Genomic DNA, 25,669 nt, shown 5'->3' on the forward strand with positions numbered 1-25,669 from the left:
TGCGCTCAGTCGGCAGCGGTGTCCGTCTTCGGCCGTCCGGCACGAAAACGCTGAATCAACGCATAAAGCGCCGGATTGGATTTGATCAGGCTCTTCGTCCGGGCAATGGCGACATAGACCGAGGCCGCTGCGCGACCCTTCAATGTCACCGGTAGGAATATATCGTGCTGCACGGTAAAAAGCGGGCACCAGCTGCGCTTATAGAGCTGGTCGCCGACGCCGAAATCGAAGATCGCCGCCTTCTCGCGACACGCCCTTTCGATCATCAGCCAGAACAGCAATTCGCCGGGGCTGAGTTCCGAAACGGACTCGTCAATCGAGCCGAACTGGCAGATGATGTGATCCTGCTTGCGCGAAAGGCCGGCTATCGCGGCAATGACGCCCTCGTTTTCCCCATGCAGGCGAATGGCATGCAGTTCCAGCAGGCTGCCTGTGCCCGTCTCGGGAAAATTGGCGAGATCGTAGAAGAAATCCTTCACAGATTGATTGCGAAAGACATCCGGAATGCCCTGCGAGGCGAAACGGGCGGCCTTCTGGCGGAAAAACGCCTGCAATAATTCGCATCTTTCCTGTGGCGAACGCGCGATCACATGGCTGTAACCGCCCATTTCCTCGGCCCTTCGGCTCTGGATGCGGAATTTCTTCCGTCGCCTCTTGGCATTGACCTGCCGAAGCGTGGCCTCGAAGCTCTCGAGCAGGGGAAGCTGGAAGGCCGGATTCTGGTTTTCGACGGAAGCAAGATGCGAGAGGGGATTGGTCCTGCCGCGCCACGTCAGCGGTATGTTCTGCAAAGCCAGAATATCAGCCCGACCATGCAGCAGCTTCCGCGCCTCGCGGGCAATTGCCGCCGCGATTTCCTGTCCGGCCTGTTCGGCAAAGGCGGGGTCGAAAAGCCCCGTATTGATATTGTTGAAACGGCCGCCGGGAAAACGCGCCTTGCGGATGCCGCCTTCCAGCACGATTTCGAGCGGCAGCAGGAAGATCGTCTTGCCGCCCTGCCGGCCGCGAAGTATCAGGAGCGCGCTGTCCTGCGTTTGCGCCCAGATGGAGCACCAGCCAAAACCCTGATGCAGCGAATTGAGTGGGTCGCCTTCCAGCTGCTCCCAGTCGGAGCGGATGGTTGCGGCGTCATCGACGAGATCGATCAACAGACGATCAGCACTCCGCCGCTCGTTTTGCACGGCGGTCGGCGCTTGCTTGTCGCTGATAAAGACCGGCTCCTCAGCCGCCATCCACTCTCTCCGGTTGTTTCGGTCGGACTATATCGTTCAGCGGCAAACAATCGGTTTATAATATTGCGACCTGTGGATGTTATACAACGGCTGGCGCTCAGCCCTGTTTTTTAGGTCCGGCCATCCATTTGATGATCAGCATCGCCGGCAAAATCCACAAAATTCCGGTGAACACGAAATAAGCGAGATGCACCCACCAGGGCGATTGCGCCAGAGTCGCCGATGCAATGGCCGTTGCCACCACGGCGTAAACGACGACGAGGCAGATGATGACGACGGTGCCGATGAGCGATCTGAGGCGAGGATGCATGAAATCTTCCGTGATTGAACAGCTGGTGCGACTATACCGCCGCGACCGCATGCCGCAAACCCTGAGGCCTTGTTTTGTGGTGCCGGTTGGGGCTAATCAACATGACTGTATGAGGGAGACCTGAAAGATGCGTTCGAGCGGCATGACGATGGCAAATGGTTCTGCGGAAATGGTGGTGGAGGCTGCCCTGCAGAAACAGGAGAAGGATCGCCGCCTGCTGCGCATCTGGCTGCGCGTCGTGCTTTTCACGCTCGTCTGTCTGGTCCTCGTCGGCGGCGCCACGCGGCTTACCGAATCCGGCCTGTCGATTACCGAATGGAAGCCGATCCATGGCGCCATCCCGCCGCTTTCCGTTGCTGAATGGGAAGAAGAGTTCCAGCTCTACAAGCGCATTCCCCAATATCAGGAAATCAACAAGGGCATGTCGCTTGACGAGTTCAAGACGATTTTCTGGTGGGAATGGGCGCATCGCCTGCTTGCCCGCACCATCGGCATCATCTTCGCACTGCCGCTCGCCTTCTTCTGGCTGACCGGCCGCATCGAAAAGCGTCTGCGCCTGCCGCTGGTCGGCCTTCTGGCGCTTGGCGGCTTTCAGGGCTTCATCGGCTGGTGGATGGTATCGTCAGGCCTCGTCAACCGCACGGATGTCTCGCAATATCGCCTTGCCACGCATCTGACCATCGCCTGCCTCATCTTCGCGGGCTGCATGTGGATATTGCGCGGCCTGTCGCATCATTCGCCCGACGCCGCCGACGAAAAGACGGGCAGGGGCTTTGCTGCGTTGCTGACGGTGCTCTGTCTGTTCCAGATCTATCTCGGCGCATTGGTTGCGGGGCTGAATGCCGGCCTTTCCTATAATACCTGGCCGCTGATGGACGGCTCGCTGGTGCCGGGCGATCTCTTCCTGCAACAGCCCTGGTGGATCAACCTCTTCGAAAACCCCAAGACGGTGCAGTTCATCCACCGCCTCGGCGCCTATACGCTGTTTGCCGCCACGCTGTGGCATATGGTGTCGATGGCGCGCGCGCTGCCGAATACGCCACACGCCCGCCGCGCCGTACTGTTCTTCGTACTGGTTTCCATTCAGGCGGCGCTCGGCATCACCACGCTTTTGATGCATGTGGATATTCATGTCGCGCTTGCTCATCAGGGCATGGCGCTGATCGTGCTTGGTTTTTCCGTCGCCCACTGGCGCGGGTTCATCGGCGAATATCCTGCGCCGGTTTCGGTCGAAATCAGGGACTAGAGTATGCAGGTTCATTCTGAACCTGCATACTCTAGATTCTTTTGTTTTCGTTTGTCTTTTCGGGAAAACCGGGTTCCACTTTTCCCTGACAAACTCTGAGCCTGCTCAGAACTGTTTCAGGACGGCCTTGATGGTTGCCGCGACGGCGAGTTCGTTGTCGCGCTCTTCCGCATTCTCGTCCTCCTCGTGCCACGTGGCCGAAAGGCAGCCATAGGTAAAGGCATATTGCAGCAACAGCCGTTCATCCCGTTGCAGCGTCTTCGCGAAAATCGCCGCCATGGAGGCGATGCGCGCCTCGCTACGAGTGAGGTCGAAACGGTCCAGCGGATTGGAGAACATGTTGGCGACGTCGAATGCCGCATCGCCGATCAGGCCTGACGGGTCGATGATGATCCAGCCGCGTTCGCTGCGCATGATGTTCTCATGGTGCAGATCGCCGTGCAGCGGCTTGATATTCCGCTGCTTGCCGATCAGTTCCTGCGCAAGCGTGGCCGCCTCGATATAGGGGCTTTCCACGCCGTCAGTGCGGCCCTGTTCGGCCTTGCGGAACAGGCTTTCGAAATAGAGCGGCAGCGTCAGCAGGCTTGAGGGCGGCGTCTGCTGCGATGGCTGATGATATTCCAGCAGAACGTTAGCGGCGATTTCCGTGGTGGCATCGTCGTCACCGTCGCGGAACAGCACGTCGCGCAGCGTCTCGGTTCCGGCATGCTCCATCAGCAGAATGTCGTCCGAGCGGTCGAGCAGCTCCACGCAGCCGACACCTGCGCGCCATGCGATGAAATCCGCACCGCGAAGGCTGTCTTTCAGCACTTTCTTTTTCAGGACCTTGGCGACGGCAAGGGAACCGTCCTTGCGCGTCAGTTCGTAAACGATGCCGGCTGGTGTATCGGCGATGCGTTTTGCGGCCTCGATATTCCACGAGGCCGGAAAAGATGGCGTGGTGCTGTTCATGCAAGTCTCATGCGGAAAGCATCAGTTCCATGTTCTGGACGGCCGCGCCAGACGCACCCTTTCCGAGATTGTCGAGCAGCGCGACGAGATTGATATGCTCGCCGCCCGGCGTGCCGAAAACGAAGAGCTTCATCGTGTCCTTGCCCGCCAGTTCTTCGGCGTCAATGCGCGCGAGGCCCTTGCTTTCGGCCAGCGGCACGACGCTGACGATGTCCTGTCCCGCGTAGTGGGCGCTCAGCGCCGCATGGATCGTTTCGATGGTCGCGCCTTCCTTCAGGTCAGCGGCAAACAGCGGCACCTGCACGATCATGCCCTGCGGGAAACGACCGACGGAGGGCGAAAACAGCGGTGCACGGTCGAGCTGACCGTGAATGGTCATCTCCGGCACATGCTTGTGCTTGAGCGTCAGGCCATAAAGGAAATTATTGGCGCTGATTGAGTCATCGCGGCTCTGGTCTTCCATCTGTGCGATCATCTGCTTGCCGCCGCCGGTGTAGCCGGAAACCGCATTGACGCTGACCGGATAACCGTCCGGCAGGAGGCCTGCGGCGCGCAGCGGGCGCAGAAGGGCGATCGCGCCGGTCGGGTAGCAGCCCGGATTGGCGACGAGGCGGGCGGAACGAACCTTTTCGCCCTGTTCCTTATCCATTTCAGCAAAGCCATAAGCCCAGTCCTGATGGACGCGATAGGCGGTCGAGGTATCGATGATACGGACATTATTGTTGCCGGCCACCATGGAGACGGCTTCTTTCGAGGCATCGTCGGGCAGGCAGAGGATCGAAATGTCGGCGTTGTTGAGCATGTCCTCGCGCATCGCCGCATTGCGGCGCTCGGCTTCGGGTATGGACAGCAGCTCGATATCGCGGCGACCGGCAAGGCGCGTGCGGATCTGCAGACCCGTGGTGCCGTGTTCGCCATCGATGAAGATCTTCGCTGTCATGTCCTTGTCCTGACTTTTCAAAGGGTTGCGAGGGTATTCGGAATCAGTTCGGTAAGCGCCGTTTTCTTTGTCAGCCGGCCTTCGCCAGCCGTTCGGCACGCAGGCCAAGCATATACATTGCAACGGTGGCTCCGGCAATGGCGGTAATATCAGCATGGTCGTAAGCGGGGGCGACTTCCACGACATCGGAACCGCGAATATCCAGCTGGCCAAGCCCGCGCAGAACGGAGAGAATTTTCGCACTGGTCGGCCCGCCGGCGACAGGCGTGCCGGTTCCCGGCGCAAAGGCTGGATCGAGGCAATCGATATCGAAGGTCAGATAGGTGGGCATGCCGGCCGTGTGCTTGACGATCAGCGAGGCGATATCGCTCGCCCGCATTTCCTCCACCTCGTAACCATGGAGAATGCGAATGCCAAAATCGTCAGGCGCATGGGTGCGGATGCCGATCTGGATCGAACGGTCGGGATCGATCAGGCCATCGCGCACGGCGCGCGCCACGAAGGAGCCGTGGTCGATGCGCTTGCCGTCATCGAACCAGGTGTCCTGGTGCGCATCGAACTGCACCAGCGCCAGCGGCCCATGCTTGGCGACATGCGCCTTCAGAAGCGGCCAGGTAATGAAATGATCGCCGCCGAGCGTCAGCAGATAATCCGTCTTGGAGATGATCCGGCGCGCTTCCTTTTCGATCGTATCAGGCGTTTTCCAGTGGTTGCCATAGTCGAGCAGACAGTCGCCGTAATCGATGGTGGGCATATGGGCGAAGAGATCGCGCGCGAAGGGATATTGCGGGTCGTTGTCGAAAATCGCCGAAGCCCGGCGGATCGCCTGCGGCCCGAAGCGCGCGCCCGGCCGGTTGGAGGTTGCTGCATCGAAGGGAATGCCCCAGATGGCAGTCGATACGCCCTTGAGGTTCTTTGTATATTTGCGCCGCATGAAGGAGAGCGCACCCGCGTGGGTCGGGTCGGTGGCGGCAGATGTCAGCGTCGTGGCGGAAAAGGCATGGTCGATTGTTTTGGCCGGCATATGTCACCCCATCGCGTTTTGCGCTGAAGGTGCTGTCTTCGCGCCGAAAAAACAAGGGAGCAGACATGAAAAAAGGCGGAGCCGAAGCCCCGCCTTTCGAAGTTCTGAGCGAACCGTTCCGAGAAGCGATTAGCGCTTGGAGAACTGGAACGAACGGCGGGCCTTGGCCTTACCGTACTTCTTACGCTCGACAACGCGGCTGTCGCGGGTCAGGAAGCCACCCTTCTTCAGAACGGAGCGCAGGCCCGGTTCGAAGTAGGTGAGCGCCTTGGAAACACCGTGACGTACGGCGCCGGCCTGGCCGGAAAGACCGCCGCCTGCAACCGTTGCAATGATGTCGAACTGACCGGAGCGGGCAGCTGCGACCAGCGGCTGCTGGAGGATCATCTGCAGAACCGGACGTGCGAAATACGTGGTGAAATCGCGGCCGTTGATGATGATCTTGCCAGAACCGGCCTTCACCCATACGCGGGCTACGGCGTTCTTGCGCTTGCCGGTCGCGTAGGAGCGGCCGAGGGTATCAACCTTGCGGACGTGCACGGGAGCCGAAGCTTCCGATGCCGGGGCGAGGTCTTTCAGAGAGGAAAGATCGGCCATTATCAGGCGCTCCTTACGTTCTTCTTGTTAAGCGCGGCCACGTCGAGAACGGTGGGCTGCTGTGCTTCGTGCGGATGGTTCGAGCCGGCGTAAACGCGCAGGTTCTTCATCTGGCGACGGCCGAGCGGGCCGCGCGGGATCATGCGCTCGATGGCCTTTTCAACGACGCGCTCCGGGAAGCGGCCTTCGATGATCTGGCGAGCCGTACGCTCCTTGATGCCACCCGGGTGACCGGTGTGCCAGTAGTACTTCTTGTCGGAGTACTTGTTGCCGGTGAAGGCAACCTTTTCAGCGTTGATAACGATGACGTTGTCGCCATCATCAACGTGGGGGGTGTAGGTAGCCTTGTGCTTGCCGCGCAGGCGGGTTGCAACGATGGTGGCGAGGCGACCAACAACGAGGCCTTCGGCGTCGATGATGACCCACTTCTTCTCCACCTCAGCGGGCTTCTGAACGAAAGTAGACATAGATTTCACTTTCTAACGTGGACCCGTCATCCTCTTCATGAAAGAGCATACGGGCGTTTCTTGTTGCTTGGTTTGGTTGCCATCAAGGACAACCGCAAATGACCCTATTCCGGCTGGAATCCGATCTGGCGCGCTTATACGGTGCGCGAGCGAAAGCGTCAATATGACGGATTTTGGAGGTCGTAAAAATAATATAGTAAAAACAATGACTTGATAATGGGGTATTATTTTACCTCACCAAACAAACCCGTTTTACCCCAGTCGCATCACCAGAACGCCCGCTGCAATGATGCCTCCGGCAAGATAACGCCAGATGCTGGCGCGTTCTTTGAGGATCACCACGGAGATTACCAACGCGAAGAGAATGGAGGTTTCCCGCAGCGCCGCGACGACGGCGACGGGCGCCTTGGTCATGGCGTAAAGCGCAAGTCCGTAGGACAGAATGGAGCCGCCGCCGCCGATCAGGCCGCGCCACCAGTTGCGTCGGACATGCTGGACGACAGGGCCGACGCCGCGCTGGAAAAAGGCAAAACCGAAAAGCAGCACCGGCGGCAAAAGCGACATCCAGAGCGTATAGGAGATGGCGTTGCCGGAAAGTCTTGCGCCGACGCCGTCGACGAAGGTGTAGGACGCGATCACGGAGGCGTTGAGCAGCGCGACTAGAATAGCCTTTCCGCCGCCACGCCTTGCCTCGAATACGAGTGTCAGGATGCCGCCGGAGATGATCGCGATCCCGGCAAGGGCCAGCGGGCTCAAAACCTCGCTCAGGAACAGGCTGCTCGTCGCCGCGACGATCAAGGGAGCCACACCGCGCATGACGGGATAAACAAGGCCGATATCGCCGATCGTATAGGCGGCGGCGACAAGGCGGAAATAGGCGAATTGTAGAACGGCCGAAGCGATCAGGAAGGGAATGGCGACCGGTGCGGGGAAGGGCAGGAAAGGCAGAAACGGCAGTGAACAGGCCGCAGCTCCCGCCGCAATCAGTGAGGCGTCCAGTGATTTGTCGGATCCGGATTTGACCAGCGCATTCCATCCGGCATGCAGCATCGCGCCCAGGAGCACCAGAAGAAGAATGTCAAATGTCACAATAGAGACTCGCTCGCGGGCTACTTTGGGCAACCTACAGCATCGGCCTGAAAACCGGAATCGATTTTCGGTGAGGGCGACACGCCCCTGCGAATTGTTCGAGTGAGCGTTTTGCGCCGGTGGAACCACCCACAAACGACATGTGACTGCGGCTGATATTGCAACACGCGTAAAACTCTTGCTTTGTGCATGTCAGGCGCGCGCGGAATGATTTTGCTCCGGCGCGATATGGTATTCTGCTCAGGATTTCATCCGTCAGATGGTGGCATGAGCGCTGGGCGCACAGCTTGTGGTTTCGATTCGGAGCGTGTTTTGGCCCATAATACTACCTGTTTTGTCAAATAGCTCCGCTGGGCGCTTCGGTCGGAAGGTATATCAATTGGATGGGATGTACATGAAAAGAAATTTCATATCTGCTATGAACGGCTTGCTGTAACGTTGCAGGTTTGTTTGTAGATTGATTTACAGAATAACTTTCTGAAAATTAGATAGCTCTAATTCACCTGCGAACGGAATGAAAACAAACAGGAGACGAAGGGCGCATAACTTGCACGCTAATGTTGTTTGAGCCGCTTTTGTGCCGGTTTGCGCCATTTTGAAAACTGGACAAAATTAGTCAATAGAACCGGGATTCTGGTATTTTGGTGAAATCATTTTGCGTGGACGAAAACGTGCCACTGCGCGACGATAGGTCTGTCGTGATAGCGATTTTCGGCCGGGCAAGGGTTCAAGACAGCAGGGAAGCTTCCTAGATGGGAAGGGCAGGCGCATTCGGCAGTGTCAGGAATGCGTCGGTGGAATTATGCAGACGAGGCTATGCTCGCGCAGCTTTCAAATGGCGTATCTGCATTGGTATTCTTCAAACCATGTGACGTTCCAAGAGGGATAAGTTGACATGCAGCATGATAGTTACGAGCCCGATTACCTCAGGAGAATTCTGACTGACGTCAAAACCATCGCGCTGCTCGGCGCTTCGCCCAACCCGGACAGGCCGAGCCACGGCGTCATGCGCTTCCTGCTGTCCAAGGGTTACCGCGTGTTTCCGGTCAATCCCGGCCAGGCAGGCAAGGAGATATTGGGACAGAAGGTCTACGCCAGGCTCGCCGATGTTCCCGAGCCGGTGGACATGATCGATGTTTTCCGCGCGCCGGAATATTTATCGGCAATCGTCGAAGAGGCGATATTGCTGCCCGAGCGACCATCGGTGATCTGGGGCCAGCTTTCCGTTCGCGATGACAATGCCGCCGCCAAGGCGGAAGCCTATGGCATAGAGGTTGTGATGGACCGTTGCCCTGCAATTGAGTATCCGCGTCTCAATATTGTGCGATAGTTGGTACGGATCGGACTTATCATTTGGCGGCAAGGCATTATGATCCCTTCAAAATTCCATTGGAGGAAACATCATGCCGAGCAGCAATCCCGGGTTTTCAACGCTGGCCGTCCACGCGGGCGCACAACCTGATCCGACCACCGGCGCGCGTGCGACACCCATTTATCAGACGACGGCCTTTGCTTTCCGCGACGCCGATCACGCCGCCGCCCTGTTCGGATTGAAAGAGTTCGGCAATATCTACACGCGAATCATGAACCCCACCCAGGCTGTTCTGGAAGAGCGCGTGGCGGCGCTGGAAGGCGGCACGGCGGCGCTTGCCGTGGCATCCGGCCATGCCGCGCAATTGTTGGTCTTCCATACGCTCCTGCAGCCCGGCGACAATTTCGTCGCCGCTCGTCAGCTTTATGGCGGCTCGATCAACCAGTTCGGTCACGCCTTCAAGGGCTTCGACTGGCAGGTGCGCTGGGCTGACGCCACCGATCCGGCCAGCTTCGAGGCGCAGATCGACGACCGCACACGCGCCGTCTTCATCGAAAGCCTTGCCAATCCCGGCGGTACTTTCGTGGATATAGCCGCGATTGCCGATGTCGCCCACCGGCACGGCCTGCCGCTGATCGTTGACAACACCATGGCGAGCCCCTATCTGCTGCGGCCGCTGGAACACGGCGCTGACATCGTGCTGCATTCGCTGACGAAATTCCTTGGCGGGCACGGCAATTCCATGGGCGGCATCATCGTTGACGGCGGGACCTTCGACTGGTCGGCGACGGACAGATATCCGGCGCTGTCGCAGCCCCGGCCGGAATATTCCGGCGTCGTGCTGCACCAGACCTTCGGCAATTTCGCCTTCGCCATCGCTTGCCGCGTTCTGGGATTGCGTGACCTCGGACCGGCCATTTCGCCCTTCAACGCCTTCCTCATCCTTACGGGCATCGAGACACTGCCGCTGCGCGTTCAGCGCCATTCCGACAATGCGCTGGCCGTCGCGAAATGGCTGAAGGCGCATCCGAAAGTCAGCTGGGTGCATTATGCCGGGCTGGAGGACAGCGACAACTACGCCCTCCAGCAGCGATATTCGCCAAAGGGCGCAGGCTCCGTCTTCACTTTCGGCGTCAAGGGTGGTTATGCGGCCGGCAAGGCGCTGGTGGAAGGGCTGCAGCTCTTCTCCCATCTCGCCAATATCGGCGACACGCGCTCCCTCGTCATCCACCCGGCCTCCACCACGCATGCGCAATTGACACCGGAACAGCAGACGGCCGCCGGTGCAGGGCCGGATGTGGTTCGCCTGTCGATCGGCATCGAGGACGTCAAGGACATCATCGCCGATCTCGAACAATCGCTTGCCAAGCTGTGACGTGGTTGGTCACGCGAGTTTGGTACTCGCGTGACTCCCCCTTCGAATTTCCTGCGGTGATATTCCCGTTCATTGCGCGGGTGAAATCAGCGGGAAACTGAGGTTGTCACTTCGGTTTGTGGATAAAACTTTGGTGTCAGTGCCGGAAGGCAGTTGGTGAGCCAGGCGGACGATGGGCGCGCCGCTTCCGTTCATCGGTTACCATCTTACTCAAAGCATCGAATCTGCCTAGAACAGGCCCTTGCACTCCCATTGCGAAAGATAGGCCATATGAAAAACCGAACCGGAATGCTCCGCATCGTCACCCTTCTCCTTGCGATCGGGGTCGCAGGTATGGCTGATATACCTGTCGTCGCTTCGGTTTCGCCGGCAAAGGCGGAGGCGGAATATTTCCCGACTCAGAAGGATTTTGTCGGAAAGTGGAAACTCAGCGGTGCGACCAGCCGCCCGCCGCGCGATATGAAGACCGCGCCCACCTCGCAGCAGGAAGCGGATGCGACACTGTTCCAGGAGACGGTAACGACATTTTACTCGGCGTTCGACTATCTGGAGATCACGGCGGACGGTCGTTATAATTTCCATCAGGCCGGTGATCCCTCGGGTTCATGCGTCTGGTGCGGAACATGGTCTTTCAACAAGAGTTCGCTTTGGCTGAAGCTGGATACGGCGCCCAGGCTCGATATTTATGCGAAGGACGGCGATATACAGATGACCTACACCGCCGAACCCGACAAGAAGTCGAAATATACCTGGCTGGTTTTTGGCTGGACGAGGATGGAGTGAACCGCATCTTCTCCCGCTGCAAGGCCGCGACGGGGAACGGGGCAACGAGCAAGCGTTCGCCGTCCATGAAGTCAATTTTAAGTTGCATTTGAAGTTGAAGACGTTTGACGAAGCGCTCACAAATGAGCAAAGCTATTTTACCAACCACATTTGATGGATCCGGATGTCATGGCGAATTTTCTGTCCTTTGATGATGTTACCGAGGTGGAGCATGGCGCGCCTGCGCCGGAAAGGCTGATCTCCGGCGATCCGAGATTCACCACATGGAATATCGAGGAGGCTCCCGGCGGCATCTATGCCGGCATCTGGCAGTCCACCCCCGGCAAATGGCGGATTGTTTATGACGAGTGGGAATATTTCAACATTCTCGAAGGTCATTCCATCCTGACCGAAGATGGCGGTGCGCCGCGCGATCTGAAACCCGGTGACCGCGTTATCCTGCGTCCGGGCTTTGCCGGCACGTGGGAAGTGGTGGAAACGACGCGCAAGGACTACGTCATCCGGCTCTGAGGCCGGATGCGGTTTGGTGCTTACTGCTCATCGAATTTGAGAATCGATGGAAGGAGTCCGGGAAAGCGGGCTTCCATATCCTCAATGCGCACAACGCTGATATTTTCGACGCCCTGTTTATGGGTGCGGATCAATCCTGCCTCACGCAGGATTCGCATATGGCTGGACAGGGTGGAGCGCGGCATATCCTGACAGGGGGCTGCCGCACCGCAATTTTGCCCGGTCTCCGACACCCATAATTTGCGGATGATGCCCATGCGCGCGGGCTCGCCAAGGGCGGACAGCACGGCGGTAAGCGATATGTCCTCGCGAGCGGGATGAAAAAACTGAACCATGGACCGCCTGTAGCATATGGATTGACAAGCTTCAATATTTCAATAAAACCGAAATACCGAATTACGGTAATTCGGAAATTACGATATTCATGGAGTTTGCAATGTCTGGACTATTCAGCGGACAGGTGGTCGTCGTCACGGGCGGATCGACAGGCATCGGCTTTTCAGTCGCCAGGTTGTTTCTGGAGGGCGACGCCTCTGCGGTTTATGTGACAGGCCGCAATTCAGCCAATCTCGACGCCGCCGTCGCCAAGCTCGGGGAAGGGGCAATCGGCTTCGTTTCCGATGTTGCCAAGCTTTCGGATCTGGAACAGCTCAAGGCTCGCATTGAAGCCGACGGGCGAAAGGTGGATGTGCTGGTCGCCAATGCCGGCATCGCCGAGAACAACGATCTTGGTGCGACCCATGAGGCGCTCTACGACCGGATTTTCGACATCAACGTGAAGGGCGTGTTCTACACGGTGCAGACGTTGTTGCCGGTACTGAAGGACGGCGGTTCGATCGTACTGACGGGGTCGATCGTCGGCAACAAGGGCATGGAAAAGCTGAGCGCTTACAATGCTTCGAAAGCGGCGGTTCGCTCATTCGCCCGCAGTTTTGCCAATGATCTGAAAGCGCGGGAAATCCGCGTCAATACGGTGAGCCCGGGCGTTACCCGCACGCCGATCATGGAAAATGGCCTGAAGATGGACGATGAGAAGATCGCCGGTTTCAAGGCCTATCTGAAGGATGCGGCACCGATCGGCCGTATGGCCGACCCCGACGAAATCGCCGAGGCGGTGTTGTTTCTGGCATCTTCCAAGGCCAGCTATATCACCGGCGTCGAGCTCTCGGTTGATGGCGGTCTGGCCCAGATTTAAGGCCGAATCCTCCCTCTGCCTTACCAGCTGAGATCGAGCCGCTCCAGGCCATGGAAATGATAGACATCCTTGACCTTGGGCGGCTCGGCAATCTTCAGGCCCGGCAGGCGTTTGAAAAGCAGGGGCAGGGCGAGATTAAGCTCCAGCCGTGCAAGCGGTGCGCCGATGCAGAAATGGATGCCGGCGCCGAAAGAGACGTTGGCGCCTTCATTCCGGTCCGGCTGGAAAGTCAGCGGATCGGAAAATTTCGCCGGGTCGAGATTGGCTGCTGCCAGGATAAGGCTGACCTTGTCGCCGCGCTTGAATGCGACGCCGTCGATTTCGACCGGTTCCAGAACCCAGCGCTGGAAAATATGAACCGGGGCGCAGATGCGCAGGGTTTCTTCCACCGTGCGTTCCGTGGCGGCCTCGTCATGGAACAGGGTCTCCGGAGAAATGCCGCTTTCCAGAATGATGCGCACGGAATTGCCGATCTGGTGCACGGTCGCCTCGTGCCCGGCATTCAGCAGCACGATGGTGGTGGAGATGAGCTCGTCGTCGGTCAGGTATTGGCCCTTGTGCTCCGTATGGATCATGTGGCTCAGCAGGTCATCCTTCGGCTCCGCCCGCCGCTCGGCGATCACGCTGCGCACATAGTCTGAAAATTCATGCGCGGCCCTGTCGGCCAGAAGCTCGTCCTCGGGCGTGCGCTTGAACATGTACATGCCGACATAGGCATGCGACCATTTCAGAAGCTGCGGCCCCATCTCTTCGGGAATGCCGATCATGCGGGCGATCATCGTCACCGGGATGATATCGGCATAAGAGGAGAGCAGCTCGGTTTCGCCCTTGCTCTCGAAGGCATCGATCAGGCGGTTGGCGAGTTCCTCGATTTCCGGTTTCATCTTGTCGACATGCCGGGAAACGAAGGCGCGGTTGATGAGCGTGCGCAGCCGCGTGTGTTCCGGCGGCTCCAACTCCAGAAGCGAATGCTGCTCGGCGGCGTCGAAATGCTTCACATGTTCCAGCGGTTGCGGCAGGCCGATTTCCTCGCGGCTAGCCACATGCAGGATCTGCCTTCCGAAGCGGCGGTCGCGCAGAAGTGCGCTGACATGGTCGTAACCGGTGAAGAACCATTGCCGCTGCTCCTCCCAGTAAAAGGTGGGACATTGCCCATGCAGGGCGGCATAAACCGGGTTCGGATCGTTGTAGAAGGCCGGGTCGCGGGCGTCGAGTGAAACGCGGCGGGTGGCGGGATCGATTTTGAGAAAGGGAAATGTCGCTGTCATGCCCATGGTTTATTCCGCGCGTGGCGCTTTGGGAAGGGAGGGGAACTCCCCTCCGTCTGTCACTGGATGGTTACATCGTCATCGACTGGCGATGGCGGATATCCGGTTCAGCGCCGCAACCTGGCGGTCGGCATTGTTGTCCATCGGGTTTTCGTCGCGGTCCGAGGCGGGCACGACGACATTGGCCGAATTGACGTGGATGACGGTCCGGTTGCGCCCGGCCTTCTTGGCAGCATAGAGCGCACGGTCGGCTTCCGTCATCATGGTGTTGAGGTCGGCATCCCTGATCATGGCTTCGGCGATGCCGACGCTGGTGGTCACCTCGATGCTTTCACCACGCGAACTGATCTTTGACTGGCGCAGATTGCTGCGGATGGCTTCCGCAAGCGTCGCTGTGCTGGAAGGGCTTTCGACTTCGGCGACCAGCGCGAATTCCTCGCCTCCCATTCTGACGAAAAGGCCGCGATCGCCGATCACACGCTGGGCGATATTGCAGAAATGCACGAGGACCGCATCCCCGGACTGATGGCCGTATCTGTCGTTGATCTTCTTGAAATGGTCGATGTCGAACAGCACCAGCGCCACGTAACGGCTGGAGGCCGGCGACCTTTTCTTGATGCGCTCGAACTCCTCCAGCAGACCGCGCCGGTTGAGAACGCCGGTCAGATGATCGGTCATGGCGAGCCGGTGAAGACGAATCTCCGTGTCTTCCATGATGATCTTGGCGCTGATCATGATGATGGCCGTGAAACCGAGCATGCCGGAAATGGAGAGCGCCGATGTCATGGGAATGGCATTGGGGATTGCGGCATTGGCCGGGATGACGATGGATGCGACGATCGCTCCGGCAAAAGCCTGCAGGATCAGGATCGTGGCCAGGACCTTCCGGCTGCGTGATGCGCACGCCCTGCTGGCAAGAAGAACGCCGGCGAGCATGAAATAGCCTGTGGCCGCGCTGGCATGATAAAGCAGGATGCGGGCGACCATGTCTTCGCGCACGGGCGGCACGAACATTCCGGCGATCCACAGCAGAGCCGGAATAGCAATCCAGCCGCCGCATTTGCGCTGCTCGAAGCGCAAGAGGCCCGCCAGCCAGAAACCGAAGGCGGAAAGCGCTAGCGTGTTGCCGACCTGAATGGACAGAAAACTGGAAATATCTCCGCGAAACGCCACCAAGACAGTGCCGATGCCTGTGGCGAGGAAACCGGCGGCGAAATAGAGATTATGCCGGCGGGAAGGGCGGTGCAGCCACAGCGTTCCCAAAAGCACGGCAAGGGTGAACGTTTCCGCCGCCCACAGTAGCGTGCTCGTCTTTGCATCCAGCATTGCAAAATCCTATCTGCGCCATCATGCGGTAAAAGCGGGCCATCTCGCACAAGGTGCGTTATGCCCGCTGGAATTGTTGAGCTGCCATTTCGCCCGGATGGGCCCATTCCCCAACGGGAACCGGAAATTCGCTGGCCAGTATCAGCAGCAAATACTAACGAGTTCTTGCCGGTGAGAAGTTATATCTGTGTATGGCGGACGATTTTTGCCCCCGCCGCGCGCCATAGTAAAAAAATGGTGGCGGTGAGGGAAAGAGGCCCGGCCGGCCCCGCCCGGTTCGAAACCCTTGCCAAGCCGGGCCCCGGCGGCCTGCAAACGCTGTTGAGCCGTTAAGGATATGCGGCTTCGTGTCTTGAAGTACGGGGCAGGGACACTCTATGTAGGGAGTATGAAGGTTAGAAGTGATTCCGGAGCGGTTTTCCGCGAAGGGCAGAGTTTGACAAAGGACGGACATGAAAAATCCAGTTGATACCGCCATGGCTCTGGTGCCGATGGTCGTAGAGCAGACCAATCGCGGCGAACGCTCCTACGACATATTTTCCCGTCTTCTCAAGGAACGCATCATTTTCCTTACCGGTCCGGTGGAAGACCAGATGGCGTCGCTCGTCTGCGCGCAGCTTCTTTTCCTCGAGGCTGAAAACCCGAAGAAGGAAATCGCGCTCTACATCAATTCGCCGGGTGGCGTCGTGACCGCCGGCATGGCGATCTACGATACGATGCAGTTCATCCGCCCTGCGGTTTCCACGCTCTGCGTCGGTCAGGCCGCGTCCATGGGCTCGCTGCTTCTGGCTGCCGGTGAAAAGGGAATGCGTTTCGCCACCCCGAACGCCCGCATCATGGTTCACCAGCCGTCGGGCGGTTTCCAGGGGCAGGCATCGGATATCGAGCGCCATGCCCGTGACATCATCAAGATGAAGCGTCGCCTGAATGAAGTCTACGTGAAGCATACCGGCCGCACGCTCGAAGAGGTTGAAAAAACCCTTGATCGCGACCATTTCATGGATGCAGACGAGGCGAAGGACTGGGGCGTGATCGACAAGATCCTGACCTCGCGCCAGGAAATCGAAGGCGCCGCCGCGAATTGAGGCGCGCCGCTTTTTGACGTTTGTTTGAACCCGCAAAAGTAATTTCGGGGCTTTCAACCGCAACAGAAAGCGATATTAGTATATATAAAGGCTATGTTGAATTTTTATGACGTGGCCTTTGGTTTGATGGGGAATTCGTTGCAGCCGGTTGTCAGCTCATGTATCTGATACCGGTTAGTACCCCGGGAAACGAGGCGGATACGGCGATGCACCCCAAGGGCTGCCGTATCGGCGGGCGGTAAGTTGACCGCGATCCGTTTGGCGGACCTGCGGCGTGCTGGAAGGAAAGAGATATGAGCAAAGTCAGCGGCAGCAACGGCGGCGACTCTAAGAATACACTCTATTGTTCATTCTGCGGCAAGAGCCAGCACGAAGTCCGGAAACTCATTGCCGGACCGACGGTATTCATCTGCGATGAATGCGTCGAATTGTGCATGGACATCATCCGTGAAGAGAACAAGACATCGATGGTGAAGTCGCGCGAGGGTGTTCCCACCCCGCAGGACATCATCAAGATCCTCGACGAATATGTCATCGGCCAGAAGCAGGCGAAGAAAATCCTGTCGGTGGCCGTTCACAACCACTACAAGCGCCTCGCGCACGCCTCCAAGAACGGCGATGTCGAGCTTGCGAAGTCGAACATCATGCTCGTCGGTCCGACGGGTTGCGGCAAGACCTATCTTGCCCAGACGCTCGCCCGCATCATCGACGTTCCCTTCACCATGGCGGACGCAACGACGCTGACCGAAGCCGGTTATGTCGGCGAGGACGTGGAAAACATCATCCTGAAGCTGTTGCAGTCTGCGGATTACAATGTCGAACGCGCCCAGCGCGGCATCGTCTATATCGACGAAGTCGACAAGATTTCCCGCAAGTCGGACAACCCGTCCATCACGCGCGACGTGTCGGGCGAGGGCGTTCAGCAGGCGCTTCTGAAGATCATGGAAGGCACGGTCGCTTCCGTTCCGCCGCAGGGCGGCCGCAAGCATCCGCAGCAGGAATTCCTGCAGGTGGATACGACCAACATCCTGTTCATCTGCGGCGGCGCGTTTGCCGGCCTCGACAAGATCATCTCGGCCCGTGGTGAAAAGACCTCGATCGGCTTTGGTGCGACCGTCAAGGCGGAAGACGATCGCCGCGTTGGCGAGGTTCTGCGCGAACTGGAGCCCGAAGACCTGGTGAAGTTCGGTCTCATCCCGGAATTCATCGGCCGTCTGCCGGTTCTGGCGACGCTGGAGGACCTCGACGAGGATGCGCTGATCCAGATCCTGTCCGAGCCGAAGAACGCGCTGGTCAAGCAGTATCAGCGCCTGTTCGAGATGGAAGATGTGGAACTGACCTTCCACGAGGACGCTCTGCGCGAAATCGCCCGCAAGGCGATCACCCGCAAGACCGGCGCCCGCGGCCTGCGCTCGATCATGGAGAAGATCCTGCTGGATACCATGTTCGAACTGCCGACGCTGGAAGGCGTACGCGAAGTGGTCATTTCCAACGACGTCGTCAGCGGCGTCGCCCGTCCGCTCTACATCTATGCGGATCGTCAGGAAGAAAAGACCAACGTTTCGGCCTGATCGACCGATCCGGTACTTTGATGAAATCAAAAGGCCCGCATCCCGTGCGGGCCTTTTCTGTTGTGGCCGGGTGTGAAACTTGCGCCTAACTTGGCGAAGCCCGATTTTGCGTTTGGAGCGGATTGCGCTTTGCTGATAAAGTCTTACAACTGATTTGCAGCGCGATATGACGGAAATGTGAATTCCCGTCGGCGACCCGGTTCCTGACCTTCAAGGATAACCGGAAATGTCGGGAGTACTAGCCGGCGCTGGGTTTTGTTGAATTTCACGGTCTTGCCGCTCAGCGGGATCGTCTGTTCCGGCGACTTGAAATCGGTGTTTCGAAACTCCATTTTCAGTCTCGAGAAATGAATGTGCCGGATGCCCCAAGCTGTCCGGCAAAGTGTCCCGAAAGGGACCATGAAAGGAAATGATATGACGAACATCACGTCTGCGGCATCTGGTGGTACCTATCCGGTACTTCCCCTGCGCGACATTGTCGTTTTCCCGCATATGATCGTTCCCCTGTTCGTCGGGCGGGAAAAATCCATTCGTGCGCTCGAGGAAGTCATGGGTTCGGACAAGCAGATCATGCTTGTCACCCAGATCAACGCCAGCGATGACGATCCGGCTCCCGAAGCCATCCACAAGGTCGGCACGGTCGCAAATGTCCTGCAGCTTCTGAAGCTTCCCGACGGCACCGTGAAGGTGCTGGTGGAAGGCAAGGGCCGCGCCCAGATCGACAGCTACACCGGCCGTGAAGACTTCTATGAAGCCACCGCGACGCCGTTGCAGGAGCCTGCCGAAGATCCGGTCGAGATCGAGGCGCTGTCGCGTTCGGTCGTTTCGGAATTCGAGAGCTATGTGAAGCTCAACAAGAAGATTTCGCCCGAGGTTGTCGGCGCTGCCGGCCAGATCGACGATTATTCGAAGCTCGCTGATACGGTTGCTTCGCACCTGTCGATCAAGATCACCGAAAAGCAGGAAATGCTGGAAACCGTCAGCGTGAAGCAGCGGCTTGAAAAAGCGCTTGGCTTCATGGAAGGCGAGATTTCCGTGCTGCAGGTCGAAAAGCGTATCCGCTCGCGCGTCAAGCGCCAGATGGAGAAGACCCAGCGCGAATATTACCTGAACGAGCAGATGAAGGCGATCCAGAAGGAACTCGGCGACGGCGAGGACGGCCGTGACGAGATGGCCGAACTGGAAGAGCGCATCGCCAAGACCAAGCTTTCCAAGGAGGCCAAGGAAAAGGCCGAAGCGGAAATGAAGAAGCTTCGCCAGATGAGCCCGATGTCCGCGGAAGCGACCGTCGTGCGCAACTATCTGGACTGGCTGCTCGGTCTGCCCTGGGGCAAGAAGTCGAAGATCAAGGCCGACCTCAACGCCGCAGAGAAAATCCTCGATCAGGATCATTTCGGTCTCGACAAGGTCAAGGAACGCATCGTCGAATATCTGGCCGTGCAGGCGCGCGCGTCGAAGATTCGCGGCCCCATCCTGTGCCTCGTCGGCCCTCCCGGCGTCGGCAAGACCTCGCTCGCCAAGTCGATCGCCAAGGCGACCGGTCGCGAATATGTGCGTATGGCGCTGGGTGGCGTGCGTGACGAAGCGGAAATCCGTGGTCACCGCCGTACCTATATCGGCTCCATGCCTGGCAAGATCGTGCAGTCAATGAAGAAGGCCAAGAAGTCCAATCCGCTCTTCCTGCTCGACGAGATCGACAAGATGGGCATGGATTTCCGTGGCGATCCGTCTTCCGCACTGCTGGAAGTTCTCGATCCGGAACAGAACTCCACCTTCATGGACCACTACCTTGAAGTGGAATACGACCTGTCCGACGTGATGTTCGTGACCACGGCCAACACGCTGAACATTCCGGGTCCCCTGATGGACCGTATGGAAGTGATCCGCATCGCCGGCTACACCGAAGACGAAAAGCGCGAAATCGCCAAGCGTCACCTGTTGCCGAAGGCGATCAAGGAACATGCCCTGCGTCCGGAAGAGTTCTCGGTCAGCGATGACGCTCTGATGATCGTGATCCAGCAGTACACCCGCGAGGCGGGCGTGCGCAGCTTCGAGCGCGAGCTGATGAAGCTGGCGCGCAAGGCCGTGACCGAGATCATCAAGGGCAAGGTCAAGTCCGTGGAAGTCACCGCTGCCAATGTTCCGGATTATCTGGGCGTTCCGCGGTTCCGCCATGGCGAGGCCGAGCGCGAGGATCAGGTCGGCGTCGTCACCGGTCTGGCCTGGACGGAAGTCGGCGGTGAGCTGCTCACCATCGAAGGCGTGATGATGCCGGGCAAGGGCCGCATGACGGTCACCGGCAACCTCAAGGAAGTGATGAAGGAATCCATTTCGGCGGCGGCATCCTATGTCCGTTCGCGCGCCGTGGACTTCGGCATCGAGCCGCCGCGCTTCGACAAGAGCGACATCCACGTCCACGTTCCGGAAGGGGCAACCCCGAAGGACGGACCGTCCGCCGGTGTTGCCATGGCAACCGCCATCGTCTCCATCATGACCGGCATTCCGGTCTCCAAGGATGTTGCGATGACGGGCGAGATCACGCTTCGTGGTCGCGTGCTGCCGATCGGCGGCCTGAAGGAAAAGCTGCTCGCAGCCCTTCGCGGCGGCATCAAGAAGGTACTGATCCCGGAAGAGAACGCCAAGGATCTGGCGGAGATTCCGGACAATGTGAAGAACGAGATGGAAATCATCCCGGTTTCGCGCATGGGCGAGGTCATCAGGCACGCCCTTCTGCGCCAGCCGGAGCCCATCGAGTGGGACGGCAGCATCGAGACGCCTGTTATCGCTACGGTCGAAGGCGTCGACGACGGCAGCCAGACCATCGCACATTGATACGTGCTTCGTCGCGAGGGGCGGGAATCGCCTTTCGCGACGGGTGCTGCATAGATTCAATATGTTAGGTGTCGGAAGGCGCATTCTGCGCTCAGCTCCGGGCAAGTGATGCGAATTTGGCACGAATATGTGGAAGGCCGGCAGAAATGTCGGCCTTTTTTGTGAAAAAAATCGCAGACCCCTTGTTTTTCAGGCGATTCCAGCGCTTTTGGGTTGCTGCGCGCGGATGCAAACGTATTCTGCGCCGGCTTAATTTGAGTCGTTTCAAACCATTGAAAGGGGTGGAAACATGAACAAGAACGAGCTCGTCTCTGCTGTTGCCGAAAAGGCTGGTCTCACGAAGGCAGATGCTGCTTCCGCTGTTGATGCCGTATTCGAAACCGTACAGAGCGAACTGAAGAACGGTGGCGACATTCGCCTCGCTGGCTTCGGCAGCTTCTCCGTTAGCCGCCGTGAAGCCTCCAAGGGCCGTAACCCTTCTACGGGTGCTGAAGTCGATATCCCGGCTCGCAACGTACCGAAGTTTTCCGCAGGCAAGGGCCTGAAGGACGCCGTCAACTCGTAAGGTTTCCGGAAAGCCGCAACGCCCGGCGGCGGGCGGGCGGCTTTTCAGGTTCACGAGGAAACATGTTTTGACGCGCTGACGCCTTCATGCCGGCTCAAAACCGGGCGGTTTTTCGAAATGCTTTTCGGACAGCCCGGTTCTCAATCCGGCAGGATGTAAACGGAAGTAGGGAGCGCGCCTGTGCAGCCTCCATCCGGTCACACGGTGCTCCGATACGCGGAATGTGCGCAGAAACAAGAAAGCCCGGTCTCCATGGCCGGGCTTTTTGATTCCCGACAGGAAATGTCATGCCACTGTCATGTCTTTGACGCAGAAGCCATGGGGTATTTCTGGACCCAAGGGGGATTAAAATGGCGTTCCGATTTTCTCAAATGGCCTTGACCGCTGCTCTGCTCACGTCCGTGGCCTTGCCGGCCGCTGCCGAGCCGGTTTTCAACCGCATCGCGTCTTTCCCGGTGGCGAAAAACCTTCCCGCGGACAAGGACGCCAAGTCCGTCACCTCGGCTGAAATCATCACCGCCAGTGAAGACGGCAAGACGCTGATCTATTCGGACAGCCCGCTTGGCGGCATCGGTTTCATCGACATCACCGACGCGAAGGCCCCCAAGGCCGGCGGCGCATTGCTGCTGGAAGGCGAGCCGACCTCTGTTGCCGTTGCTGGCCTCAAGGTTCTGGCCGGCGTCAATACGTCGGAAAACCGCGCCAACCCGTCCGGCAAGCTGGTGACGGTCGATATTGCCACGAAGAAGATCGAGGCAAGCTGTGATCTCGGCGGCCAGCCCGATTCCGTCGCCGTTTCCCCTGATAAAACCTTTGCCGCCATCGCGATCGAAAACGAGCGTGATGAAGATGTGAACGAAGGCGCACTGCCGCAGATGCCCGCCGGCTATCTGGTAACGGTCGGCCTGAAGGACGGCGTGGCCGACTGCGCGACGCTGAAGAAGATTGACGTTACCGGTCTCGCCGAAATTTCCCCTGAGGATCCGGAGCCAGAATTCGTCTCGATCAACGCCAATGGCGAGATCGCTCTGACGCTGCAGGAAAACAACCATATCGTCATCATCGATGGCAAGACCGGCACGGTGAAGACGCATTTCTCCGCCGGCAAGGTTGATCTGGAAGGCGTCGACACGAAGACCGACGGTCAGCTGAAATTCACCGACAAGCAGGAAGGCCGCAAGCGCGAGCCGGACGCTGTAAAGTGGCTGGACAATGACCGTATCGTCATCGCCAATGAAGGTGACTGGCAGGGCGGTTCGCGCGGCTTCACCATTTTCGACAAGACCGGCAAGCTTGTTTATGAAGCCGGTGCTTCGCTCGAGCGCGCGGTTGCCGCCATCGGCCACTATCCGGAAAAGCGCTCCAAGGCCAAGGGCATTGAGCCCGAGGGTCTGGAAGCGGCAACCTTTGATGGCCAGAAGTATTTCTTCGTGCTTGCCGAGCGCGCTTCGGTGGTCGCCGTCTACAAGGATACCGGTGCGGAGCCGCAGCTGACGCAGCTCCTGCCTTCGGGCGTCTCGCCGGAAGGCGCCGTCGCCATTCCGTCGCGCAATCTCCTTGCCACGGCCAATGAGGTCGATCTGATCGAAGACGGCGGTGTCCGCTCGCATGTCATGCTTTATGAGCGCGCCGAAGGCCAGCCTGCCTATCCGCAGCTCGTTTCCGCCACCGTCGACGGCGCGCCGATCGGCTGGGGCGCTCTTTCCGGCCTGGTCGGCGATGCCGAGAAGCCCGGCATTCTCTATGCCGTTTCCGACTCGGTCTACGGCAACCAGCCGTCAATCTTCACCATCGACGCCACGAAAAAGCCTGCCACCATCACCAGCGCGCTGCGCGTCAAGCGTGACGGCATTGCTGCTCAGAAGCTCGACATCGAAGGCATTACGCTTGATGGCAAGGGCGGTTTCTGGCTGGCCTCTGAAGGCGACAGCGCCAAGCTTGTTCCGCACGCACTCTATAACGTCAACGCCAAGGGCGAAATCAAGGCCGAGATCGCTCTGCCGAAGGAACTCCTTTCCGGCGATACCCGCTTCGGTTTCGAAGGCGTGACCATGATCGGCAAGGGCGACGACGCCACGCTGTGGATGGCCGTGCAGCGCGAATGGGGCACGGACGAGAAGGGCTTCGTCAAGCTCGTCTCCTATAATCCGAAGTCCAAGGAGTGGGGCGCCGTGCGTTACCCGCTCGACAAGACGGAGGCAGGCTGGGTCGGCCTTTCCGAAATCACCGCGCAGGGCGATAATGTCTATATCGTCGAGCGCGACAACCAGATCGGCGACAAGGCCAAGATCAAGAAGCTCTACCGCGTTGCGATCGCCGACCTGAAGCCGGGCAAGATCGGCGGCGAGTTGCCGCTGGTGGCCAAGCAGGAAGCCCATGATTTCCTGCCCGACCTGAAGGCCCAGACCAACGGCTACGTCGTCGACAAGCTGGAAGGCTTCACCTTTGACAAGGCTGGAACGGCCTATGCCGTGACCGACAATGACGGCGTGGACGATTCTTCCGGCGAAACGCTGTTCTTCACCATCAACATGAAGGCGATCAACTGATCGAGCCGAAAGGCGCTGCAAATGAGAAAAGCCGGGCTATGCCCGGCTTTTTTGTGCGGCGAGGGAACCCCAAGGCCGGGATGCCCGATTCTGGCGATGCAAGCTGTTGAAATCAGCATTGCCGCTTGGGTATCTGATCGTGGAGGATTTCGTCTGGAGACCGTCCAGGAAAATACTGCGGGTTGACCGTAACGGATCAACGCCCCATGGAATTTTTGCTTTCGGGAGTATCTTGTTTTTCTGAGTCCTGCTGGACCCAGCGGAAAAAAATATAAACAGGCAGCGCAATAAGCGCGAGTGTTACAAACGCGTCGATCGACATGGTTTCATCCATCAGTTCAACCGTTCATCATGAAACGGTGCGCAAACAATGCCCGAAATCTCTTTAAAAAGTCTGAATCCGCTTATTTTTCGGTATGTTACGCGGTGGCACAGGGATTCGGTGAAGCTGTCGGAATCCGAAACGGACGTATCGATTTGGAATAGATGAGGGCTGGAAAAACGATTCCGGTGGTTCCGGGCTCGGATTGATACGCCCAGCGACGAGATGCGGGGCAGGGCCGGCTGATTCCAGCTGCGGAAAATGCAGGACAAAAGATCGCATCAGCTGACAAACATTCAGCTCATAACATATGGATTTGAGAAGCTTGGAAAATGGTGGGCGATGAGAGACTCGAACTCCCGACATCCTCGGTGTAAACGAGGCGCTCTACCAACTGAGCTAATCGCCCTTCGCGTCCTGCGGATCATGTCCGCCGCGTCGGTGGCCGTGATGTATTCGGATCGGAAAAAAACCGCAAGGGCTTTTGTGAAGTTTTTTTGTTTTTTTTCGGAGCGGCTTTTCCCTCCGCCGAAGGGGAGGGGCAAAAAGCCGGGAACTGTGGGCTTTTTGGTGAAATCAGAAACCAATGACGCCTTGATGGCCTGGGGGAAATGCCCCTGGGGAAGTCGCTGGCTGTGGACAAGTTTTTTGTTTTCGTTGGGAAAAGCCCGCAAAACAAGGCGTTTGCCGGAACGCTTATCAATGGCCTTCAGGTTTTTCCCGATCAAAATGAAAAAGCTTATTCTTTTGTCGTGAAACCTGCTTGACACCCCCGCACGAACGCCGTAGTTAGCCGCTCAACGAACAGCCGAGGCTGGTTCGTACGGCGGGACAAGGTCCTGTCCGTCAGGATAAGCGGGTGTAGCTCAGTTGGTTAGAGTGCCGGCCTGTCACGCCGGAGGTCGCGGGTTCGAGCCCCGTCACTCGCGCCATCCTGTTCCTCGGAAAAAACGCAGATGAATGTCTGTGGAGCGCGGGTGTAGCTCAGTCGGTTAGAGTGCCGGCCTGTCACGCCGGAGGTCGCGGGTTCGAGCCCCGTCACTCGCGCCATTTCTTTCTCTTGAAATGTCTCCTCAAAACCAGATCGACGCGCTGTTTGCACGCCTCGATTTTTGACGAT

Annotated in this window: 24 protein-coding genes and 3 tRNA genes; 14 read left to right on the top strand and 13 right to left on the bottom strand. The window is 58.4% G+C overall.

Going from position 1 to position 25,669, the window contains the following annotated elements; all coding sequences use genetic code 11:
* Positions 1-5: 5 nt before the first annotated feature.
* Both uppA and QRN60_RS05820 read right to left on the bottom strand, forming a co-directional pair.
* Positions 6-1,232 (bottom strand): polysaccharide biosynthesis GNAT family N-acetyltransferase UppA, encoded by a 1,227-nt coding sequence (gene uppA / locus QRN60_RS05815; protein WP_129565048.1) that lies wholly within the window; start codon positions 1,230-1,232, stop codon positions 6-8.
* 97 nt (positions 1,233-1,329) lie between these two features.
* Entirely contained in the window at positions 1,330-1,542 is a 213-nt protein-coding gene (locus tag QRN60_RS05820) for a DUF2842 domain-containing protein (protein ID WP_003502315.1), read from the bottom strand.
* A 142-nt stretch (positions 1,543-1,684) separates the two neighbouring features.
* Here QRN60_RS05820 and QRN60_RS05825 point away from each other — a divergent pair, with 142 nt between their 5' ends.
* On the top strand, positions 1,685-2,788 hold the full coding sequence (locus tag QRN60_RS05825; protein ID WP_035212501.1) for a COX15/CtaA family protein: 1,104 nt from the start codon (positions 1,685-1,687) through the stop codon (positions 2,786-2,788).
* A 105-nt stretch (positions 2,789-2,893) separates the two neighbouring features.
* Here the strand turns inward: QRN60_RS05825 and QRN60_RS05830 are convergent, their stop codons facing one another.
* From QRN60_RS05830 to QRN60_RS05855, 6 genes are all read right to left on the bottom strand, one after another.
* Positions 2,894-3,739 carry an aminoglycoside phosphotransferase family protein gene (locus QRN60_RS05830; protein ID WP_129565049.1) on the bottom strand — a complete coding sequence of 282 codons (846 nt, stop codon included), beginning with the start codon at positions 3,737-3,739 and terminating at the stop codon, positions 2,894-2,896.
* Between the two features lie 7 nt (positions 3,740-3,746).
* On the bottom strand, positions 3,747-4,679 hold the full coding sequence (gene argC, locus QRN60_RS05835) for an N-acetyl-gamma-glutamyl-phosphate reductase (protein ID WP_003502330.1): 933 nt from the start codon (positions 4,677-4,679) through the stop codon (positions 3,747-3,749).
* 70 nt (positions 4,680-4,749) lie between these two features.
* Positions 4,750-5,703, bottom strand: a complete 954-nt coding sequence (gene speB, locus QRN60_RS05840; protein ID WP_003502332.1) for an agmatinase — start codon at positions 5,701-5,703, stop codon at positions 4,750-4,752.
* Positions 5,704-5,832: 129 nt separating this feature from the next.
* Positions 5,833-6,300, bottom strand: a complete 468-nt coding sequence (gene rpsI, locus QRN60_RS05845) for a 30S ribosomal protein S9 (RefSeq protein ID WP_003496509.1) — start codon at positions 6,298-6,300, stop codon at positions 5,833-5,835.
* Between the two features lie 2 nt (positions 6,301-6,302).
* Positions 6,303-6,767, bottom strand: a complete 465-nt coding sequence (gene rplM / locus QRN60_RS05850) for a 50S ribosomal protein L13 (RefSeq protein WP_003502335.1) — start codon at positions 6,765-6,767, stop codon at positions 6,303-6,305.
* 252 nt (positions 6,768-7,019) lie between these two features.
* Complete coding sequence (locus QRN60_RS05855; RefSeq protein ID WP_284765097.1) at positions 7,020-7,856, bottom strand: EamA family transporter; 837 nt, start codon at positions 7,854-7,856, stop codon at positions 7,020-7,022.
* 895 nt (positions 7,857-8,751) lie between these two features.
* Between QRN60_RS05855 and QRN60_RS05860 the strand changes: the two genes are divergently transcribed.
* From QRN60_RS05860 to QRN60_RS05875, 4 genes are all read left to right on the top strand, one after another.
* The gene (locus QRN60_RS05860; RefSeq protein ID WP_003502339.1) at positions 8,752-9,186 is read left to right on the top strand and encodes a CoA-binding protein; all 435 of its coding nucleotides are present in this window, start codon (positions 8,752-8,754) and stop codon (positions 9,184-9,186) included.
* Between the two features lie 73 nt (positions 9,187-9,259).
* The gene (locus QRN60_RS05865; protein ID WP_003502341.1) at positions 9,260-10,543 is read left to right on the top strand and encodes an O-acetylhomoserine aminocarboxypropyltransferase; all 1,284 of its coding nucleotides are present in this window, start codon (positions 9,260-9,262) and stop codon (positions 10,541-10,543) included.
* A gap of 270 nt (positions 10,544-10,813) precedes the next feature.
* The gene (locus QRN60_RS05870; RefSeq protein ID WP_060724091.1) at positions 10,814-11,326 is read left to right on the top strand and encodes a hypothetical protein; all 513 of its coding nucleotides are present in this window, start codon (positions 10,814-10,816) and stop codon (positions 11,324-11,326) included.
* 168 nt (positions 11,327-11,494) lie between these two features.
* Positions 11,495-11,836, top strand: a complete 342-nt coding sequence (locus QRN60_RS05875; protein WP_060724199.1) for a cupin domain-containing protein — start codon at positions 11,495-11,497, stop codon at positions 11,834-11,836.
* 20 nt (positions 11,837-11,856) lie between these two features.
* Here the strand turns inward: QRN60_RS05875 and QRN60_RS05880 are convergent, their stop codons facing one another.
* Positions 11,857-12,171: an ArsR/SmtB family transcription factor gene (locus QRN60_RS05880; protein ID WP_060724092.1), complete on the bottom strand. Its 315-nt coding sequence runs from the start codon at positions 12,169-12,171 to the stop codon at positions 11,857-11,859.
* Positions 12,172-12,260: 89 nt separating this feature from the next.
* Between QRN60_RS05880 and QRN60_RS05885 the strand changes: the two genes are divergently transcribed.
* On the top strand, positions 12,261-13,031 hold the full coding sequence (locus QRN60_RS05885) for an SDR family NAD(P)-dependent oxidoreductase (protein ID WP_162692735.1): 771 nt from the start codon (positions 12,261-12,263) through the stop codon (positions 13,029-13,031).
* 20 nt (positions 13,032-13,051) lie between these two features.
* On the opposite strand, the gene QRN60_RS05890 is transcribed toward QRN60_RS05885, so the two are convergent.
* Positions 13,052-14,305, bottom strand: a complete 1,254-nt coding sequence (locus tag QRN60_RS05890) for a cytochrome P450 (RefSeq protein WP_162690417.1) — start codon at positions 14,303-14,305, stop codon at positions 13,052-13,054.
* A gap of 72 nt (positions 14,306-14,377) precedes the next feature.
* The gene (locus tag QRN60_RS05895) at positions 14,378-15,625 is read right to left on the bottom strand and encodes a GGDEF domain-containing protein (RefSeq protein WP_107675437.1); all 1,248 of its coding nucleotides are present in this window, start codon (positions 15,623-15,625) and stop codon (positions 14,378-14,380) included.
* Between the two features lie 452 nt (positions 15,626-16,077).
* Between QRN60_RS05895 and clpP the strand changes: the two genes are divergently transcribed.
* The 5 genes from clpP to QRN60_RS05920 all read left to right on the top strand — a co-directional run bounded on the left by clpP (position 16,078) and on the right by QRN60_RS05920 (position 24,227).
* Positions 16,078-16,710: an ATP-dependent Clp endopeptidase proteolytic subunit ClpP gene (gene clpP, locus QRN60_RS05900; protein ID WP_003521529.1), complete on the top strand. Its 633-nt coding sequence runs from the start codon at positions 16,078-16,080 to the stop codon at positions 16,708-16,710.
* A gap of 293 nt (positions 16,711-17,003) precedes the next feature.
* The gene (gene clpX / locus QRN60_RS05905; protein ID WP_003496489.1) at positions 17,004-18,281 is read left to right on the top strand and encodes an ATP-dependent Clp protease ATP-binding subunit ClpX; all 1,278 of its coding nucleotides are present in this window, start codon (positions 17,004-17,006) and stop codon (positions 18,279-18,281) included.
* Positions 18,282-18,695: 414 nt separating this feature from the next.
* A complete protein-coding gene (gene lon / locus QRN60_RS05910; RefSeq protein WP_003502358.1) occupies positions 18,696-21,113 on the top strand; it encodes an endopeptidase La in 2,418 nt (805 codons plus the stop codon).
* 289 nt (positions 21,114-21,402) lie between these two features.
* Positions 21,403-21,678, top strand: a complete 276-nt coding sequence (hupB, locus tag QRN60_RS05915; RefSeq protein WP_003502360.1) for a DNA-binding protein HupB — start codon at positions 21,403-21,405, stop codon at positions 21,676-21,678.
* 350 nt (positions 21,679-22,028) lie between these two features.
* Positions 22,029-24,227 carry an esterase-like activity of phytase family protein gene (locus QRN60_RS05920; RefSeq protein WP_112494930.1) on the top strand — a complete coding sequence of 733 codons (2,199 nt, stop codon included), beginning with the start codon at positions 22,029-22,031 and terminating at the stop codon, positions 24,225-24,227.
* A gap of 196 nt (positions 24,228-24,423) precedes the next feature.
* Here the strand turns inward: QRN60_RS05920 and QRN60_RS05925 are convergent, their stop codons facing one another.
* Both QRN60_RS05925 and QRN60_RS05930 read right to left on the bottom strand, forming a co-directional pair.
* On the bottom strand, positions 24,424-24,561 hold the full coding sequence (locus QRN60_RS05925; RefSeq protein WP_020012322.1) for a hypothetical protein: 138 nt from the start codon (positions 24,559-24,561) through the stop codon (positions 24,424-24,426).
* Positions 24,562-24,882: 321 nt separating this feature from the next.
* Positions 24,883-24,958, bottom strand: a tRNA-Val gene (locus tag QRN60_RS05930).
* A gap of 41 nt (positions 24,959-24,999) precedes the next feature.
* Between QRN60_RS05930 and QRN60_RS05935 the strand changes: the two genes are divergently transcribed.
* The 3 genes from QRN60_RS05935 (at position 25,000) to QRN60_RS05945 (ending at position 25,599) form a co-directional block, all read left to right on the top strand.
* Positions 25,000-25,305, top strand: coding sequence for a hypothetical protein (locus QRN60_RS05935; RefSeq protein WP_162690812.1), 306 nt, complete (start codon positions 25,000-25,002; stop codon positions 25,303-25,305).
* A gap of 99 nt (positions 25,306-25,404) precedes the next feature.
* Positions 25,405-25,481: transfer RNA gene (locus QRN60_RS05940), tRNA-Asp, on the top strand.
* 41 nt (positions 25,482-25,522) lie between these two features.
* Positions 25,523-25,599: transfer RNA gene (locus QRN60_RS05945), tRNA-Asp, on the top strand.
* Positions 25,600-25,669: the final 70 nt, after the last annotated feature.

The organism is Agrobacterium sp. CFBP2214 (genome assembly GCF_030209895.1).
Taxonomy (GTDB): domain Bacteria; phylum Pseudomonadota; class Alphaproteobacteria; order Rhizobiales; family Rhizobiaceae; genus Agrobacterium; species Agrobacterium radiobacter.